Source organism: Lactobacillus sp. ESL0791 (assembly GCF_029433255.1).
Classification (GTDB): Bacteria; Bacillota; Bacilli; order Lactobacillales; family Lactobacillaceae; genus Lactobacillus.
This window is the reverse complement of sequence record NZ_JAQTHU010000001.1, coordinates 2,310,746-2,329,804: the sequence shown is the minus strand read 5'-3', so window position 1 is coordinate 2,329,804 and position 19,059 is coordinate 2,310,746. Positions and strand designations below refer to the sequence as shown.

General features: G+C 37.4%; 17 protein-coding genes. 8 read left to right on the top strand and 9 right to left on the bottom strand.

Going from position 1 to position 19,059, the window contains the following annotated elements; all coding sequences use genetic code 11:
* Positions 1-125: 125 nt before the first annotated feature.
* Positions 126-356 carry a hypothetical protein gene (locus PT285_RS11495; protein ID WP_374211480.1) on the bottom strand — a complete coding sequence of 77 codons (231 nt, stop codon included), beginning with the start codon at positions 354-356 and terminating at the stop codon, positions 126-128.
* A 99-nt stretch (positions 357-455) separates the two neighbouring features.
* The gene (locus tag PT285_RS10760; RefSeq protein WP_374211479.1) at positions 456-1,496 is read right to left on the bottom strand and encodes a UPF0236 family transposase-like protein; all 1,041 of its coding nucleotides are present in this window, start codon (positions 1,494-1,496) and stop codon (positions 456-458) included.
* Positions 1,497-1,581: 85 nt separating this feature from the next.
* Between PT285_RS10760 and PT285_RS10755 the strand changes: the two genes are divergently transcribed.
* The 4 genes from PT285_RS10755 to PT285_RS10740 all read left to right on the top strand — a co-directional run bounded on the left by PT285_RS10755 (position 1,582) and on the right by PT285_RS10740 (position 7,346).
* Positions 1,582-2,421, top strand: a complete 840-nt coding sequence (locus tag PT285_RS10755; RefSeq protein WP_277150448.1) for an aminoglycoside phosphotransferase family protein — start codon at positions 1,582-1,584, stop codon at positions 2,419-2,421.
* Between the two features lie 110 nt (positions 2,422-2,531).
* Complete coding sequence (locus PT285_RS10750) at positions 2,532-4,187, top strand: ABC transporter ATP-binding protein (protein ID WP_277150446.1); 1,656 nt, start codon at positions 2,532-2,534, stop codon at positions 4,185-4,187.
* Positions 4,165-5,733 (top strand): ABC transporter ATP-binding protein, encoded by a 1,569-nt coding sequence (locus PT285_RS10745; protein ID WP_277150444.1) that lies wholly within the window; start codon positions 4,165-4,167, stop codon positions 5,731-5,733. Before PT285_RS10750 ends, PT285_RS10745 begins: the two co-directional genes overlap by 23 nt.
* A 158-nt stretch (positions 5,734-5,891) precedes the next feature.
* Positions 5,892-7,346 (top strand): DASS family sodium-coupled anion symporter, encoded by a 1,455-nt coding sequence (locus PT285_RS10740; protein ID WP_277150442.1) that lies wholly within the window; start codon positions 5,892-5,894, stop codon positions 7,344-7,346.
* Positions 7,347-7,411: 65 nt separating this feature from the next.
* Here PT285_RS10740 and PT285_RS10735 read toward each other — a convergent pair whose 3' ends face one another.
* From PT285_RS10735 to PT285_RS10725, 3 genes are all read right to left on the bottom strand, one after another.
* Entirely contained in the window at positions 7,412-8,026 is a 615-nt protein-coding gene (locus PT285_RS10735; RefSeq protein ID WP_277150440.1) for a helix-turn-helix domain-containing protein, read from the bottom strand.
* Between the two features lie 87 nt (positions 8,027-8,113).
* On the bottom strand, positions 8,114-8,767 hold the full coding sequence (locus PT285_RS10730) for a helix-turn-helix domain-containing protein (RefSeq protein ID WP_277150438.1): 654 nt from the start codon (positions 8,765-8,767) through the stop codon (positions 8,114-8,116).
* Positions 8,768-8,881: 114 nt separating this feature from the next.
* Entirely contained in the window at positions 8,882-9,724 is an 843-nt protein-coding gene (locus PT285_RS10725) for a helix-turn-helix domain-containing protein (protein ID WP_277150437.1), read from the bottom strand.
* Positions 9,725-9,826: 102 nt separating this feature from the next.
* Here PT285_RS10725 and PT285_RS10720 point away from each other — a divergent pair, with 102 nt between their 5' ends.
* Together PT285_RS10720 and PT285_RS10715 are read left to right on the top strand one after the other, a co-directional pair.
* Positions 9,827-11,092 (top strand): MFS transporter, encoded by a 1,266-nt coding sequence (locus PT285_RS10720; protein ID WP_277150435.1) that lies wholly within the window; start codon positions 9,827-9,829, stop codon positions 11,090-11,092.
* Between the two features lie 94 nt (positions 11,093-11,186).
* Positions 11,187-11,645, top strand: coding sequence for a hypothetical protein (locus tag PT285_RS10715; RefSeq protein ID WP_277150433.1), 459 nt, complete (start codon positions 11,187-11,189; stop codon positions 11,643-11,645).
* A gap of 32 nt (positions 11,646-11,677) precedes the next feature.
* Here PT285_RS10715 and PT285_RS10710 read toward each other — a convergent pair whose 3' ends face one another.
* The gene (locus tag PT285_RS10710) at positions 11,678-12,538 is read right to left on the bottom strand and encodes a helix-turn-helix domain-containing protein (protein WP_277150432.1); all 861 of its coding nucleotides are present in this window, start codon (positions 12,536-12,538) and stop codon (positions 11,678-11,680) included.
* A gap of 105 nt (positions 12,539-12,643) precedes the next feature.
* Between PT285_RS10710 and PT285_RS10705 the strand changes: the two genes are divergently transcribed.
* Complete coding sequence (locus PT285_RS10705; protein WP_277150430.1) at positions 12,644-13,885, top strand: MFS transporter; 1,242 nt, start codon at positions 12,644-12,646, stop codon at positions 13,883-13,885.
* 146 nt (positions 13,886-14,031) lie between these two features.
* On the opposite strand, the gene PT285_RS10700 is transcribed toward PT285_RS10705, so the two are convergent.
* Both PT285_RS10700 and PT285_RS10695 read right to left on the bottom strand, forming a co-directional pair.
* A complete protein-coding gene (locus PT285_RS10700) occupies positions 14,032-15,402 on the bottom strand; it encodes a serine hydrolase (RefSeq protein ID WP_277150429.1) in 1,371 nt (456 codons plus the stop codon).
* Positions 15,403-15,613: 211 nt separating this feature from the next.
* Entirely contained in the window at positions 15,614-16,087 is a 474-nt protein-coding gene (locus PT285_RS10695; RefSeq protein WP_374211496.1) for a YbhB/YbcL family Raf kinase inhibitor-like protein, read from the bottom strand.
* A gap of 249 nt (positions 16,088-16,336) precedes the next feature.
* Here PT285_RS10695 and PT285_RS10690 point away from each other — a divergent pair, with 249 nt between their 5' ends.
* Entirely contained in the window at positions 16,337-17,251 is a 915-nt protein-coding gene (locus PT285_RS10690) for a LysR family transcriptional regulator (protein WP_277150425.1), read from the top strand.
* A 61-nt stretch (positions 17,252-17,312) separates the two neighbouring features.
* On the opposite strand, the gene PT285_RS10685 is transcribed toward PT285_RS10690, so the two are convergent.
* Positions 17,313-18,974: an SLAP domain-containing protein gene (locus tag PT285_RS10685; RefSeq protein ID WP_277150423.1), complete on the bottom strand. Its 1,662-nt coding sequence runs from the start codon at positions 18,972-18,974 to the stop codon at positions 17,313-17,315.
* Positions 18,975-19,059 lie beyond the last annotated feature (85 nt).

Here is a 19,059-nt window from a genome sequence, read left to right as displayed (position 1 = left end):
AAAATAAGTATAGCGTCCGTTATTAAGTACGTCAATTATGCGGAATTTTTTGTTAGTGTCAACTTTTTGTGGGTACTTGTTTACAAAGACCCGTCTGATAAGATTCTGTTATTTAGTATTATTTTTTATATTATGCACTCGCTTTGACCGATTTTTTGTCCACCATGTTTTAAACCTTCTAAGAAATAATGGTGTTTTTGACTTTCTCCGAAACTACTCTGCCATATTTCATAATAATTATCTTTAAGCCCCTTACGCTGCAATTTAATTCGTTTATCTACACGGCTGACACGTTCCTGCTTGAAAGATTTGTCTGCTTGTTCTTGCAAGCATTTAGCTACATTCCCGCCATTCATTTGAAAAATTCTCACGCGAGCAACACTTTGGGCACCAACTAGGCTCCAGCCCTTAGGCCTTGAACTTAAGCGCTCAGACAAATAATGACTGATATGACCTCACTGATAATCTTGCTCGCTGGCCCGCACTATTGCCTCCAGGTTACCTAAGATATAAGTTTGTGCCTTTTTAATTTGTTTACGCGCACTTTTACTCAAATCTGGGTCAGACAACTTAGTGGAAAAATATAATTTTAATTTTTCCTGCTTGCCGCTCAATGCCCATGCATACAATTTTTCTGCTGTACCTTGTTTTGCTTTGGTACTTGCTAAATGACAGTATTTAGACAGATGAAAACGGTCAAGAACGAACTTACAATGCGGGAAATAAGCCGTTCCAGCCTTAATCCAAGCGGCGCCATCACCAGCTAAATAAATTTTTTCTACCTGTGGATACATTGCTTTAACATACTGCCAAACTTCGTCCCACAATAAGTCATTGTCACTGCCTAAATAATTACCAGTAAAGTAAACCGCATGCTTAATAAAATGGCGCTTCGCACTTGTATTGTAGCCTTCATGAACATAAACCAATTTCATAAAGCGATTACTGCTGTCTTGATAAGCAACATGATCTTCATCAGCTTCAATATAAAGTACTTTGTTGGTGCGCGGCTTTATCTTTCCTTCTGCTACCAAGTTGGGAATTAGCTTTCCCTCATGGTGAACAATATTCATCACTGTAGCTTTAGAATGAATTGCATTGTACTTAGTCATGTCAATAGCTTCTTGATAAGCATGCCTGCCGGTATTAATTAAAACTGCTGCTTTAAAGCCTAAGGTCATTCGGCTATATTTAGCTAAACGCAATTGTTCATCCAACCAATAAAAATATTTGCCAGAACTTTTGTCTTGGTAATAAGTTCGTTTAAACGCAATTTGACCGTAAACTGTTTGCTTAATACAGGTACGAAGGGCCTTAACTGCATACCGCTTTTTCCTAATTGCCAGCTGCTTGTAATCCTTATCTAACTGTTCTAACTGCTGGGTAATAACTTCTAATCCCCAAGTTCTTAAGTTTTGCATGAACTGGTCAATTAATTCATCTAAGGTTACTTTTCCCTGTAAGAGATTGGCACTTTCATCATAAAACTTATCCAAGACATTTATAAATTGTTGTTGTAAACTATTCAAAGTAGTAAAAAGTAATGAGTTAAATTTAATCTAAAATAGAAAGGAAATGACAATGGAACTCAAGCAAACGTTGAATGAAAAGCTCAGGGCGTCTTTAACACCGACAAATCATAAGTCGTTAAATAGTACCTTTGTTGGTGACAGCCAAATTTATCAGCAGCGCATTTTTGTAAAAGTATTCGCACAGGCCAGAAAATTATATGCTGAAAAAATGGTCAATCAGGAGTTAAACGACCGTGTGCTGACTGATTTTGCTTTGCCTAGGGAAAAGTTGCTTGTCTTGGTGATGACAGATTTGGCGCCGCAAGATGTGACAAGTACTATGACGCCGCAGTTAGCCAAGGAAATGGGACAGGTTTTGGCAAAATTTCATACCGAGGTTAAGCCTTTTGCACACATTCGGCGCGTAGATTATCCGCTTGATCAAGTAGCTGAAAAAATAAATAATTTGCAAAATATACAGGCGCGGACAACTTTGGCTGAGTTACGAAAATATTTTCTACCTTACAGGGATGTAATTGCTGCAGATTTGGCCGCTCATAGTAAGATTGTCCAGCACGGGGATGTCGGCTTGCGCAATTATAAAATAGTTGGCGGCAAGTTAACCTTAATTGATTATGAAAAAGCCCGCTTAGGCACGGCGTTTGAGGACTTTATTAAATTATTTTATCAAGATCTTAGCTGTGATCAGAAACTAATTGACGCGTTTTTGCAAGGCTACGGCATTGAGAAAAGTCAGTGGCAGTTAAAACCGGTGACGGAAGTTTATCTAATCTATATTGTGGCTTTGGGGATCATGAACTATACGGAAAAAATTCCTGATGATGTTTTCAGAGCGGAGGGTAAAAAGATGCTGCAAACGGTAGCGGAGTTTTTTAGAGAAACAAATTAAAGATTTACTTTTACTTTGAATGACGTTACAATAACATAAATTAAAATATTTTGAGAAGTCTTCTCGGGGTCATCCTGGGAGGACTTTTTTTGTTTAAAAAGGAGGTAGCTATGCACGTTTCACTTAAACAGCAGCTGAAAAATGTGTTAGAGCTAATGAAATATTTGCGCTGGCAGGTGGTGGCGACCCTGTTAGTAACAAGGTTAATCCTTGCAGGCTTTAATGTATATATTTCTTTTTGGCTGCAGCAGGGAATTGATGTTGCAACTAATGGTCGATATTTTATGCTTAAAACCATTTTACTGTTGATGCTGCTAGGAATTGTCATTTATACAGTGGTTGACTATTTTTCGGCGCGCTTGCAGCAGCAGATTAAAGTTACGCTTAGTCAGAAAATCAGTACGCAAGTGTTGCAAGGATTTCTACAGCAAAAAGACCAACGACTAACAGCTGGTAAAATGCTGAATATCATCAACAGTGACATTCAGGTGCTGTCGTCAACGCTGCTTGATGGCTTAATGCCGTTACTGGACTTTGCCTTAACCGTTTTGTGCGGCATCATTTACCTGCTGTTTTTCTCAGTGGCTTTTACCAGTATTTTTATGGTAATCAGTCTGCTTTTATTTCTGATTGTCCGCAAATTTTTAAAATTACAGACAGCTGCAAATCTAGAATTTATGACAAAAGATGATCAGCATAAAGCCTTTTTGGAAGAGTTGTATAAAGGCTTGCCGGTGTTTCGCACGCTTGGCACATTTAAGTGGGTCATGAACCGGCATGATGCTTATTATCAAGGCAAGCGGCCGGCTTATTTAAAATTTGCTAATTACGTTGCCGAAAATAACGCGGTGCTTACCGGCGGTGTTTATTTGGCGCAAGTGGGCACGATTTTGCTTGGTCTGCTCTTAGTGCGCATTAACCAACTAAGCATGGGTGCGATGCTAGGTTTATGGAATGCCGGCGTGGGTTCAGTTCTTTATCCCTTTATTTCGCTGCCGCAGACATTGGAATATTTAGCAAGGCAGCAGGCTTCATTTACTCGTGTTTTTTCTAATCTTGATCAAAGTGCTCCGCAAATTTCGGCAACAAACCAGCAAAATAGTGATGAAATAGTTTTTACCAATGTCTCGTTTAATTATCCTAAACAGGAACGAAAAATTTTTGATCGCATCAATTTGCGGCTGCATAATCACGGTCTTTATTTCTTATTAGGTGAAAATGGTGCTGGTAAAACCACTTTGCTGCGGCTAGCGGCGGGGAATTTGCAGCCAACAAGCGGAACGGTTAGTTTCAAAGCTGATGGTAAAAATTTATCAGGCAAGCTGGCAGCACAAATTTCTTATGTGCCGCAGAAAAGTATCATTTATTCTGCTAGTTTGCTTGAAAATCTGTGCTTGGGAAATAAGAATTATTCTGCAGAAGAATTGAGGCAGTTGCTGGAAGAACTGGGTTTGTGGACAAGGATAAAAGAATTGCCGCAAGGGTTGGCAACACAGATTAGCCCAGAGAGTGATTTTTCGGTGGGGCAGATGCGCCGCATTGCAATTATTAGGGCGTTGGTTCAAAAACGCCCATTTTTATTCTTAGATGAACCTTTTTCCGACTTAGATCAGGCTAGTCAAAAAAATGTCATGCAGGTTTTACGAAAGGCAGCGGTTAATCATGGGATTGTGATCATTACCCATACTTTCAACATGATTAATGATGCGGATACGGTAATTAGATTACAAGAGGGACAAGTTAATGAAACAAAATTTAATGACTAAAGTGCGACTAGGCATGGTCTGGCTGTTAGGTATTGTCGGTGCAGCGGCGGAATTTATTCTTGCACGACTTTTAGGAACACTCGATGTGAAAATGTCCGTTAAGCAGTTTGTTTTTTACGGCAGCCTGTTAATAGTTTCCTGCCTAGTAATTATTGCGGCCAAATATGGCACATCGTTTTTAACAAGAAAATTATTGTTTACAGAAGAAAAACAGCTTTCCGATAAAATTATTGGCAAAGTCCAAGAGGAATTAGCGGCCTTAAATAAGGGAAAGTGGCTGACCCTGATTTTAACGGACACTAATGTGGCAGGTGGACGCTATGCCAGCACGCTGACCAACTTACTGATTGGCGGCAGCTCGTTTATTGCAGCAATTATTTTTGGCTTGTTCACTTCTTGGCAACTGACCTTAATAATTCTATTTCTGTGTCTGCTGTCCTTAATTGGGCCCAAGTTTTTTAATAAGTTGATTATTAAATCACGGGCAAAACAGCAAATGCACCAGGAAAAATTGCAGGAAGTGCTGACGGAAATTATTAATTCACGCGAGTTTATCATGATTAATCAGCAGGAAAAGTTTACTGAAGATTTATTTCAGCGCCAGTATCGGCAATTTTTAAAGGCACAATACCGCAATGCAATGACCCAGCAATTGATGTTGATTACCAGCACCTTTTTTGGCTTGCTGTTTGATTGCCTCACGCTCGTGATTGAAATTTACATGATTAGTCAAAAAATGCTGACGGTTCCCCAATTTGTTAGTTTTTCAATTTTGACAAACAGTTTGACTTGGGTATTCTACGAAGCACCGTATTTTTACAGTGAATTCAATAACCAAAAAGTTTCGGAAGACAGAATCAGGAACTTCTTGAAGCAAGGTAGCGTTAAAAATCAGCTTACCTATAATCGAAATAATGAATTTGGGTTGGAAAATATTACTTTTGGATACGATAATACGGAGCTGCCTTTTAAAAATCTCTCTTTTAAAGTTAATTTGAACAAGCACTCAAAATATTTAATCTATGGCAAGAGTGGCTGTGGGAAATCAACATTGCTGAATATTATGAGCGGAGCGCTGCAACTTAAAAGCGGCAGCATTTCAATCCCGCAGGAAATTTCGTCTTTGCGCCAGCTGGTGACACTTGTGCCCCAAGTAAATTCAGTTTTCAGCGGAACGATTAAAGAAAATATTATTTTAGGAAGAGATATTGCAACTGAAAGGATTAATACAATTAGTGATGAAATTGGGTTGACCAACTTGATTAAAAATTTCAAGGGTGGGTTGGATTATCAATTGACTACCGGGGATGAAAATATTTCTGCAGGGCAAAAACAATTAATTGGCATTGCGCGGGCACTTGTGGCAAGTCATGAGCTTCTTTTACTGGATGAACCCTTGGCAAATTTGGATACAAGGCAGACGGTCCAACTAACAGACTATCTTGCCAGAACTGCCCAAACAGTGATCATGGTGTCGCACCGCTTGCCTGATAAGGATAAATTTACTGAAATTGAGTTAAAAGGCGGGAAGCTGGGTAAAAATTAATGCAGAATTGTTTCTTCATAAAATAGTTAAGAAAATTTAGTTATTGAAAATAATTGCATTAGTATTTAAAAAGTGCAATTTGTTAAATGTGAAATAATTAACTTTACCAAAATCTCATTTATGATAAAATAACGGTGTTTATTTTTTAAGGAGATGCTATGAAAAAACTAGAGAAGATACAATATCAAAAATTCATACTGCCTGTGGTAGTTGGCTTGATTATTTGGCTGACGACAGCAGTTCGTCCCGCTGGCGTGAGTGTTCAAGCTTGGCAGATGTTAGCAATTTTTGTTGCAACTATTTTGGGATGTATTACGCAACCGTTGCCGATTGCTGGTGTGACTCTATTAGGTTTTACATTAACAATTTGTCTTGGGTTAGCACCGCTGGCCGATCAAGTTGTTAATGGCAAGGTCGTTGCTAAAGGTGCGATTGATGCTTTCAGCAATTCTTCTGCCTGGCTGATTGCGATGGCCTTTATGATTTCCCGGGGAATAGTTAAGACCGGTTTGGGTCGGCGGATTGCCCTGTTTTTTATTAAATGGTTTGGCAAAAAATCCTTGGGCTTGGGTTATGCAATTGGTGCCATTGATTTGATTGTTTCACCAGCTACCCCTTCAAACGGTGCGCGTGCTGGTGGAATTGTTTATCCGCTGATTCAGTCTTTAGCCGACACGTTTGATTCAAAGCCAAATGATCCTTCAAGAAAAAAGATGGGTGCATATTTAACATTTACTGAATTTCAGGTTAATGTCATTACTTCTTCATTATTTATGACGGCTTGTGCGCCAAACTTGATTGCGGTAGCTTTGGCTGCCAAGGCGGGCGTTACCTTAAGCTGGATGGAATGGCTGCTTGCCAGCATTGTTCCGGCAGCAATTTGTTTGGCTGTTATCCCTTACTTTGTTTACAAAATGTACCCGCCAACGATCAAAGAAACCCCCAATGCAAAAGAGTGGGCTAACGGTCAGTTGGAAGAAATGGGTAAACTTACAGTCCCAGAAATCACTATGAGTATCATTTTTGTGATCACACTAGTTTTATGGATGCTTTCAAGCACACTGCACATTGATGCCACTCTGATTGCTTTTATTTCGGTATCATTACTACTTTTAACCGGTGTTTTGGCTCCGAAAGATCTTTTACGAGAAACTGGTGCCTGGAATATTTTGATTTGGCTGTCGATTTTAGTATTTATGGCTGAAAAATTGACCCAATTTGGTTTCATCGGTTGGATTTCAACCAGTATTTCTGCTGGGTTAAAGGGTGTCAACTGGCTAACAGTTTTGATCATTTTAGCCTTAGTGCTGTTTTACACACACTACCTGTTTGCGAGCGCAACGGCGCACAACTCAGCAATGTACCTGCCGCTTCTGACGGTGGCTATTGCCGCTGGTGCACCGAAAGTAATGGCTGCACAATTCTTAGCTTTGTTCTCAGCGATTATGGGTTCAACCACGCACTACTCAAGCCCGGCTTCATCTGTTTTAGCCGCTTCTGGTTACGTTAAGCAGAGTGAGTGGTGGAAGATGAGTTTTGTTTTTGGAATTTTCTACATTTTAGTTTACGGTATCATTGGCTTAGGCTGGATGAAAGTAATCGGTATGTGGTAATTAGCACTGATTAATTTAGTTAAGAGAAAAGGTGTTTCAAAAATTTGGAACACCTTTTTTAATGATCATTTTTTCCATAAATATGAAAATATAATTGCATACAGCATTATACTTGTCATGGCTAAACCAATCCAGATAAAGTTTTTAATTGCATAAAACCAGATTGCGGCGATGGCTAAAATTGTTGGCAAAAGAAGCAGCCACTTTAGTCCTTTTTTACTGAATAAAATTTGTTGCCACTTGTATTTTAAGCCAAGAGAATTAGAATCACTAAATTGGTCTAATTCTATTAAAGTTCGGACAGTTAACCAGATTGAAAAAAATTCAATCAGAGTAAAAATAAATGATGTTTTTGCTGATGTGTGCCAACTTTTTGGAGAATAAATAAAGATTACCCATAAGATAACTATAATAAGTAGTTTAAGTTTTATCGGTTTAAGTTCTTTTGTAACTTCCTTTTTTTCTAAATATTCGCGCATTCCTGTATCCTCCTTGAGTAAAGTATCCAATGAAAGATGGTAATAATCGCTCAACTTGATTAGCATGGTCATATCGGGATAAGTTTTTTCATTTTCCCAATTCGAAATTGCCTGTCTAGTGATAAAGAAATCTTCTGCGACTTGTTCTTGAGTTAGCTTCTTGTTAATTCGTGCCTGTTTTAGGCGTTCACCAAATTTCATTGTTGTCTTCCTTGTTTTAAGAATTATTATGTTTGGCTTTATTGAAAAAGCAAACAACGATTTATTGCCTGCTTAGTACTAAAGAAATCAAAAGTTCTTACTGTCATTCCTTTTTCTGAGTTTTATAAAATGTTTTTCAATAATTATAAAAATAATTCCAAGCGTCCAACCAACACTTACTGAAATGACGGTGCTGCTGTATTTCCATTTGAGTAAAGTTAAAATCAATCCTGCAATGACACATAAAATTGGTGGAACAATTGCGATTGTCAGACCTTTTTCACCGGTAAGATATTTTTGCCAAGTATATTCGAGCTGAAGTGAGTGTTTTTGGTCAAATTTATTTAGTCGTGTCATGGTAAAGCTGACAATTAAAATGGCTAATATTAATAAATACCAAGTAATACTGCCAACTGGAATAGTGTGCTTATAAATGTTATAGATAAAAATACCAAAAAGAAGCAAATCAATTAGAGTTAAGCTACCTCTTATTGGTCGTACCCCTTTAACTACTTCTTTTTTCTCTAAATATTCGCGCATTCCTGTATCCTCCTTGAGTAAAGTATCCAATGAAAGATGGTAATAATCGCTCAACTTGATTAGCATGGTCATATCGGGATAAGTTTTTTCATTTTCCCAATTCGAAATTGCCTGTCTAGTGATAAAGAAATCTTCTGCGACTTGTTCTTGAGTTAGCTTCTTGTTAATTCGTGCCTGTTTTAGGCGTTCACCAAATTTCATTGGTTTCCTCCTTGTTTTAGAAATTATTATGGATAGTTTTAGCAAAAAGAACAAGCAACGCTTCATTGCGTGCTTGCTGCTAAAGGGATTAGAGCGTTAAATGATTTATAGACGCTATTTGTACGTCTCATAAAATTGCGTTAACGTTTGACCGTATTCTGGCATCCCCAACACCGTGAAATTTTTTAGTGCCAATTGGCAGTTTGCCAAGTGTTCCTTTTGCCCATCCAGATGATAGGCAATTAGATTGGCCATTAATAGCAGAGCATTTTTATAGAAAAATAATTCCGGCCGCGTTGTAATTTCGTTAGCACTTTTAATGAAAAATTGGGCCTCCTTGTCGCGTTTAGCTTCAATACAATTGGCTAGCAGGTTGCAGATAATACCCAAAAGTAATTCCTGGATGGAAACGTCCGTACTGTCTTGGAACTTTTGCACGATTTTTTTAACCAGTTTGAGATTATCGTCTAGGTCATAAAGGGTAAAGAAGTTGCAGTATAACTCCAATTTAGTTTTATCCAACTCAGGAATGTTAAAAATTTTCTCTCTTAAGGCAGTTTTATCTGCCGTACTTAAATCTTTGTGCATAATGCTAGCAATAAAGGCTCTGATTGTTAACAGCAGATCGGCTTTATCTGGCAAATCAGAAGCGGCTATGACTTGCTGTAATTGTTGCAATTCTTTGGTTGAATTATGATAAAACGCATGAATAATAATATTGTCAATTTCATCTGTCTGCTCTTGCTGACTTTCACTATCAGTGTCTAGTTCATCAAAAAATTTTACTAATGGCACCTTATTTTTGCGCAATAAAGCAATTAAATCATGGGCAGAAATATGGTTAAGGTCTTTTTCAACTTTTGAATAAAAAGAAGGGCTAATCACATTCTCTGACCATTCTTTTTGCGTTTTCACCTGTTCGATGCGGTATTTTTTGAGTAATTGACCAATTGACATTTTGCTTTCACCTTGAGCTGACTTTCAAATATGACATTTTTATAGTTCTTATTATAGCCGAAATATACTAAAGGCACGTTAAGAAATATAGGAGTGACCATTATGAGTGTCTTTTTCAAAAATAAAAATTATCGTTGGTTTTCGGTTGCTGGTTTTCTGTCAAGTGCAGGTAATATTCTGTTTTACTTGGCGCTATTAACTTATGCCAGCAGACTGCAGAATTATTCTTTAGCCATGTCGCTGATTGCAATCACTGAAGCGATACCCGATCTTTTGCAGAGCATCGGCGGCTACCTTGCTGACCGAACCAAAAATAAATTTAAAGTGATTACTTGGCTGGGAGTTATCCGTTTTGTTTTGTACATGATTGTCGGCCTGCTTTTTACCCGCAGTATTGCGGGCTGGAACCTGGTATTAATGGTGATCGCGCTCAATTTTATTTCAGATGTTGCCGGTGTTTATTCTAGCGGCTTGGAAACACCTTTAATTGTTAAACTGGTTAAAGAAAATGATGTGGCTGAAGCTGAAGGCTTTACCAATGGTGTTTCGGCAGCTTTTCAAATGTGTGCGCAATTTATCGGTTCAGGCTTGCTGCTGTTCATGTCATATTCAGAAATAGCAGTGATTAATGCACTAACCTTTTTGGTTGCGGGTTTAATTTTTGCCAAAATTGGGCACGATTATCGTAAAGAACACCAAGATGAAGTAGAAGAAACAATCAATGACCAAAACTTTTTTGCAACACTTGCTTCTTCTTTTAAACAACTTAGAAAAAACACGGGAACATTTACGGTTATCTTAGTGATTGCTTTATTAAATGGTGTTTTAGGGACATTGCAACCACTGATTTCGATTGTGATTGCTGCTAATAGGAGCATCATGGTCATCGGGACTTTTTCATTTACAATTGCCCTTGTTGGAGCTATTGGATCAATTGGTGCTGCTGCCGGCAGTATTTTAGGGACAACAATTTTTAAGAAAATGTCACTGTTAACGATTGCTTTGCTTGATACAGCTTTTGCAGCCGCGATGATTGGGGCGATTTTCAGTAAAAGCATTATTCTGTGTTTAATCTTGATATTTTTCTTGGCTTTCTTTGCCGGTACGGCCAGTCCGAAATTAGAGCAATGGATTGTTACGACAGTAGATCGGACGATTTTAGCATCAACGATTGGTGCAATTAATACCATTTTGATTGTAGCCAGTCCGCTTGTAACTTCAATTTCGACCACTATTTCGGCGGCCACGAATGTAAATTGGGCCCTGGGAATGCTGCTAATTGTGAGTGTTTGCGTCTTTTTCATTACACTGTACGTGATGAAAAAATCTAAGAAAACTGCAACCAAGGTAGAAAGCGAAACTAACTAATTAAATAACATAAATTTTCTATTCTACTTTGATTTGTTAAGTGGTAAAATCATTAATATAACAAACTATTAGATGATTTAAAGGAGGTAATACCTTGAAGTTTAAAAAAGTTTTAGCTGGTGCAATCACTGGCCTTAGTTTAATCGCTGGCACTGGAGTTGCCGCAAGTATTGCAAGTCAGCCGGTAGAAGCTGCTGCCGTCACTCATACGGTGCCTAAGCAGTTTCGTGGCAAGTGGTATTCAAAGGGTTATGGTCAATATTACATGATGCAGTACACTAAGAATACTTATGCAGAATTTACCGATCACACTAAGAAAAATATAATTGCTGGGATGCGCGAACCGGTTTCTGTTAAGAAAACAGGCAAAAATAAGTGTATTATTTGGACCAAGTCTGATCTTTATAAGCCGCATCTAACTATTAGTAATATCAAATATAATGGTAGAACCTACAAGATGTTAAGTTTTAAGCGGGGCAAGAACCCGGCTCTGTATTACTTCAACCATAAGATTAATCGCTTCTACTCTGCTAGACGCGGTTTTATCAAGTAAATAATAACTAAGGACAGTTTTGGCTGTCCTTTTTATTTGTGTTCGGTGATAAATTTTTCAATTTGATCAGCATACTCTTGTAACCCAGTTCGTTTCATATTTTTGATAGTGTCAGTACAAATTACTAAGTGTGAAGCTTGTTTGTCAAAATGATATTCAATTAGATTTTCTAAAAGTAGCAGCATATTTTTAACGAAAAACAATTCCGGTTTGGTAGTAATTTGATCGGCGGCTTTAATAAAGAAGCCAGTTTCTTCATATCGATTTTGTTCAATACTATCAATCAAGATGTTGTCAATAATTCCGAGTATTATTTCCTGAGTTCGATAATTATTTGTGTTTTGAAACTGGTTGATAATTCTTTTGGCAATAACAATATTACTGTCGAAATCATAAATATGCATTAGATTGCAATATAATTCCAAAGTTAATTTGTCAAAACTGGGCATGTTAAATAGCTTATCTTTGAGTGCAAGTGCTTCTTTTTTATCTAATTGTTGGTTAGTAACCTCTGAAATTTCTGCATCGGTATAAAGCAACCACTCTTCTTTGTGTGATAAATTAAAATTTTTGTTGCTAAGTAATTTTTTGATTTTACGTAAGTCTTTTTCTGAATTATTGTATGTTGCTTCATAAAGTAGATTGCTTATTCTATTTTTCTGATCTATTTCGAGTTTTTCCCGCGCTAATTTTTTGTGATTTAATTCTTTAGCAAAATTAGAAAAAGAAACATTATTACGTGTCAATATTTTAATCAAATCTGCCGCTGAAATCCGGTGGATATTTTTTTCAACTTTTGCGTAATAGGATTGACTGACAATGTCGCCAATCCATTCTTTTTGTGTTTTTTCTTGCTGGAGCCGCTCTTGTTTTAGTAATTCGCCGATTGTCATGTATATGCTCCTTTGAACTTAAAAGTCGAATAGGACTATTTTTCTATTTCTTAATTATAACGAAAATATACTAAGGATAACGTTAAAAGGAATGAGAGAAATATCATGGACATTTTTTTAAAGAATAAAAACTATCGTAAAGTTACGTTTGCCAGTTGGCTATCAAGCGCAGGCGACACACTTTTTTATTTAGCATTAATGACTTATGCCAGTAATCTTAAAAATTATGCACTAGCGCTTTCGCTAATTTCTATTTCAGAATCTGTTCCGCGTCTAATCGAAAGTTTAAGCGGCTATTTTGCGGATAAAACACAAAATAAATTTAAAATGATTATTTGGCTAGCAGTTATCCGTTTTGTCTTGTATATGATTGTTGGCGGGCTATTTGCCAGCAATCTTGCTGGTTGGAATTTAGTCTTAATGGTGATTGGCATTAACTTTATTTCTGATATTTCGGGAATGTATTCTGGTGGATTGCAGACCCCGATTATTGTTGATCTAGTTGGTGAAAATGAAATTGCTGAAGCTGAAGGCTTTACGGGTGGAATTTCTTCAATGATTACTTTAGTTGCTCAATTTGCCGGTTCGGGTTTATTGCTAATTATGTCTTATTCAACTTTGGCAATTGTCAATGCATTAACTTTTTTAGCTGCAGGATTGCTTTTTGCTAATGTTGCTGTTAGTTATCGAAAGGAGCATTATGCACAAACATCACAGGAAACTAACGACAAGAATTTTGGGACAACAATTGCTTATGCTTTTAAGCAGGTGAAAAAAGCATCGGGTTTATTAACGATTGTGTTGGTAGTTGCACTCATGAATGGCATTCTTGATACGATTGAACCGTTGACCACAATTGTGATTGCCGGAAATAAGCAAACAATGGCACTTGGAAGCTATAGTTTCACGATTGCCTTGATTGGTGCTGTTGCTTCAATTGGGATAGCTCTTGGTAGCGCTGTAGGAACAAAAATTTTTAAAAAGACATCAATTTTTGCTATTTCTTTAGCTGATATAATTTTTGCGGCCGCAGCTTTGTTTGCAGTAATTTGTCGCAGTATTATTATGTTTATTGTATTTCTTGCTTTTCTCGGCTTTTTTGCCGGAACTGCTAGTCCTAAATTAACACAGTGGCTTGTAACTGCAGTTGATCGCAATATCTTAGCGTCTTCAATAGGACTTCTTAATACAATTTTAGCAATGGTTGGGCCATTGATGACGACGATTTTTACTAGTATTGCAGGAACGATCAATGTTGATTATGCCCTGTATGGGGTTTTGATTACTAGTGTAGCAGTTTTTGGAATAACTTTGATAACGATGATTAAGACAAAGAAGAATAATTAAGGTGGCAAAAGTTTTTTGCTGCAAAAAAGTGCTCCTAACTGCCAGTTCTATGTCTAACAATTATGGAGCACTTCAGAATAAGGATAGGTTTTTATATCAATTCATAATGATGATTTTTACAGCAATTGAACGAATGAGTCCTATGTCTATCTAACTTTCGTAAACACCGTCGGCTTTTTCAGTGCCGGTTCTGTCAAAATTGCTACTTGCTTCTCGCCTATGGTAATTGGCAGCAACTCGTGTTCGTACAATCTTTCTTCAATAAATTTTTGGCCATCGGCATTGACGACTACTGGGAAGCGCCACTTGCCGAGGGTAACCATTAGTTGTCCGTCCTCTTCACTCAAAGTTACCAAACCGTAGCCGGGATTTTCATAATCACCTAAAAGTTCCTTGCTTGCGGCTACTGGCTGAGCATTTTTACCCTTAAGGGCTGCCAGCTTAGCTTCTTTATTGGCAAGTTTCTTGTTCATTATTTTGCTGACCTTGTCTACCCAATCAGTTTCTCTGATTCCTAGGGCTTCATCAATTACTTGATAGGCATAGGCGAAGATTGCATCGGTGGAATCCATATTGGTTGTGCAGACAAAGGCAAGATCTAAGTCGGGCACAAATCCTAAGAAAGAGCAGTAACCGATATAGGAACCACTGTGGTAAAAGTACTTGTGACCACGATAATCTTCCATCATCATTCCGAAACCGTAGGCGGCAAAATTAGCTCCGCCGTATGCACGGTTAGGCTGCATGATTGATTGCGGCAGGTAACGCTGCCCTGTAATCTTGTCTGCGGCTTCTTTTTGTGTTTGCAATTGGAATTTTGCCCAGGTGAGCAGGTCGCTGATGGTTGCTAACATGCTGCTGGCCCCGCCGACCTTGCCCGGAGCAATAAACGGGACTTCCTTAGTGGTGCCCTTTTCCCTGATATATGGCTTAACAATGCGCTCTCGTGGTGCTTCATGATGATTGATGTAAGTGTTGTGCATGCCCAGTGGGTCAAGCAAATTTTCTTGCTCATAGGTACCATAGCTTTCATTGATAACCTGTTCCATCACATAGGTAGAAACCGCATAAATCAGATTGCTATACTGCATTTTGTAGCGCAATTCGTGATTGGGCTGCAGATAGCCAACGTGTTCGGCCTTTTCCTTTAAAGTTAAGTCATGCTTGTTCATGTTGGTAAACCGCATTAAATCATGCGCAGGCAGGCCGCTTTGGTGGCTTAAGGCGTCCCGCCAAGTTAGATGATCTTGTGCATAAGTATCAACAAGTTTAAAATCAGGCCAATACTTTTTTAACGGTTCATCCAGATCAATCTTGCCTTCATCTGCAAGTTTACAAATTGAAGTTGCCAAAAATGACTTGGAAATTGAGGCTAGGGGATACAGGCTGTTTTCGCTGGCATCACCGTAGACCTTGCTGAAGTTGCTGCCGAAGTGGTAAATACCTACACCTAAACTAGGCAAAGAAAAAGTCTGCATTACTTTGCTGGCAAAATCATCAATTAATTTGTTGTCCATCTTATTCTCCTCTTATTTTTTATTATTAAAATTCAGATTATATGTTAGCCCCTTGCCGCCAATTGTTGCTGAGTTGGTAATGGGCGAACTTCCTCTTAACCATACTACACCAAGAATATTTTTAATAAAATATTATATTTAGGGGTTAAATGGTTTGATAAGAATAAATAAATTAAGAAAGTTGACTCGGTTGGCTTTCTTAAGTGCATAATTATTTTTTTCTTGTAAAAGTTGCAGTAATTTTGCCGCTCTGAATAATTTTATTCTGACAAACTTTTAAGAGCTTTTTCTTAGTTGTGTTGCTACTAAGTTTTAACCTGCAGTTTAATGCATAAACCGTGAATTGATAAGTATGGGTGTGATTTAAGGGAGGCTTGGGGCCCGCATATTTGTGCCATCCATACGCAATTCCTTGTTTAGCTTGCAAACTAGGGAGATGTTTTCCTGGTGTAATTTTTCCTTGGATTGTTTGAGTTGCGGGTAAATTCCAAATTAACCAATGGGTAAAGTTATGGATTAGCGGGTGTGATAAATCTTCTAGGATAATGGCGATGCTTTTGGCTTCAGGACATAAATTGCTAAAGGTAAAAGTTGGTGAAAAATTATCTCCGAGTTTAGTATTAATTGGATTAAAGGTATGGTTGGCCTGGATGGCCGAACAAGTAAAAATTAATTTTTTCATGATTGTTCCTTAGTGGTAATGAAACAAGTTAATATTAAAGCGGTGCCCGCAATGAACATCATACAAAGCCATGCTTTTAGGAGCTGAGTCCACAAACTACTCATGATAACTGGTAAAAATATTTTATTTTGTTTTTTGTTCATTAAATATTAGTCATTTTCTCAATGAAATTAAGTATAAGCTGATTTACAATTAAAAAATAAGCTTAATTTTTAATAGAGATTAATAAGTAAAACTAATATCGAGGTTAAAATGAAAATTACTCAATTACAACAGGTAGTGGCAATTGCAAGGTATGGTTCCTTCAACAAAGCTGCAGAGCATTTGTATGTTTCACAGTCTAATTTGTCACAGGCAATTAAGGAATTAGAAGGGGAAACTAACCATAAAATTTTTGTCAGAACAGGCAAAGGTGTTGAGTTAACAACTTTTGGCAGTGAATTTTTAGAACATGCTAAAGCAACATGTGATCAATTTCAGTTAACGACGGAATTTTATCAAAACTTTTCTGTTATGGGGCCGAAAAAACTGAAAATCGCCAGCCAATATCTGCGCTTTACGAATTTGGTATTTATTCAGTTGCTGAAGAGGTATCAAACAGAAGCAACCAAATTTTATTTTCTAGAATGTTCATCTTCAGAAATTGTGCAAAAAGTTGTCGATAACAATGTTGATCTGGGTTTGCTTGTGTTAGCAAAAAATCAAAGAAAACAATTACTTAGCTTATTTAAATTAAAAGGGCTAACATACCATTTCTTGACTAATTGTTCTTTGCAGGCAACCGTTAGTGCCAATAATCCAATTTTTGCCCAAAATTTAAAGTCAATCAGTTTGCCAGAAATGCAAAAATATCCTCTAGTGATGTATGAAGATAGCTTAGTCGATTTTTCTACTGAATTTTTAGAACATGATATTTCTGAGTATGCTAAATTGACTGTTGTGAATGATCGCAGTACGTTACATGAAATTCTAATGCAAACAAATGCTTATTCCGTTGGTATTATGACTAATGCCTACGATCAGGTTGAATATTATGCTCATTTACAAGCAATTCCGTTGCAAAAAACAGAAGACACTTTTGAAATTGGCTGGCTGCAAAAAGAAAATTATCAGTTATCAGGAATGGATCAGGAATATTTAAAGTTGCTAAAATCAGTCACTAAATAATAAAAAGGACCAATCCTCAATTGAATCTTGAAAATCAGTCCTTAACTTAATTTTATTTGTATTATTTTGCTTGTTCGGCGTAATCAGTAATGTTTAATTTCTGCTTAACTCCATTGTCAATTAAATCTAACTCCGTTCTGTCTTGGTTAAAGGTAACTTGAGGTATCTTGCCAATATATTTGCCTTGAATAGAAGTGTAAACTAAAGTAACAATTTTGTCGGCTTCTTGCGCAGTAATGTGTTGCAGATCCTGCACAACAACTTTAGCACCATTCAGTTTATTTTGTGCGTCTTGCAGGCCAGTTAAAGCTTGGCTAACATCTTCTGGGGTAGCAATATCGGAATCATAAACTTGTTTTGCCTGCTTTAAATAATAGTCATAACTTGAACGTTCATTGCTTAAACGATATTTGTCACTGGCTTCAATCGTCGGCGCTTGCGCGATTAAATCGCCCAAACTCTTTTTATCACTAGTGCTTGCTAAACCATTATTTGCTTCTTTAGCACTTGCAACAGTGTTTTCTGGCTTTAATTGGGGACCAAAATTGTTGTATTTAAAGTCGCTGGCTTTAATGAATAAACGTGTAATGTCACTGGCGTAATCATTATCGCGTAACTCGTAAAATAATTCGGCTTTTTGCTCGGCAGGAACCCAAAGATATAATTCTCTTGTGACAGCAACGTCTTCCCCCTGTTTGATTTGTGGTGTCTCGGTTTTGGCGACAGTTTGGGCTTGTGTAGCACTGCCAGCAGTCACAGTAGCACTAGGATTGCTATTGTTTGTGGTGCCTTGTTTAACTACTTCGTTAAAGTGACGAACAAAAATACGGCCTAAATTGTCATATTCATTAGCATCCTGGGTAGCTCTGACATGCATGAAGCGAGTGAATGGCAACAAATTACCACTTACTTCGTCAGTTTCTAAAATAACGAATTTGTTGGTGCCGCGAATCCGGTAAAAACAACTATCATCATCGCCATCTTCACTGTGACCCAATAGTTCAGGTGTGTCAGCATAACGGTCAAGTGTAATTTTTTGTCCTGATTTTAATACTTCTTTAGTTATTTTGCCGTGATCATCAAACACTGATTGATTTTTATCAGCTCGAGCAGTAACGCTATGAACGCATACCTGTAATTGATCAATCATGCCAACATTGCTTGCTTTAATGTAACCGCCGTGACCTAGAGAATAATAGTATTGTCCTTGAATCTTACGGTAAGGCAGGTAGCTAAAAGTATAATCCTTGTTTAATAAAAAGTATTTCTTGCCGTCAGCATTTTTCAGCGGCTTAACTTTGCCAGCATAATTAACGGGCATGCCTTTCTTTAAACTAGCACTTTGTCCAGCAAAATATGTTAGCTTTTTGCCATATTTGTTGTAGACTCTGGTGTTTTTTGAAAGATTTAAAGTTCCAAGGTTGTTAAGACTTACGACGTCAGAGATTGGCAGGTAGCCGCCTTTACCGATGCTATAGCAAAATTTATGATTAATTTTTTTGATTTTGCCATTAGTTGTGAAAGTCGCATTCTTTACATCAGTAGTACTTTCTACACCTGGATATGATTTTAAAAACTGTCCTTTGCTGTCATAAATGGAAGAGTAGTTGACATGAATAGTTTCTTTTTGCGCAGCTTGGGCATTATTGCTTGGTAACAACATACTTGAAGTAGTCAGTACAAGTGCAGCTGCTAAGCCTAAGATAAATTTATTTTTTTGCATTTTTCGTCCTTTCTAGTAAATTAGTTATATGCGCATTTTAGCACCAAAAAACAGACCTGTTAATTAAAAGCTAATGTTTATTTAA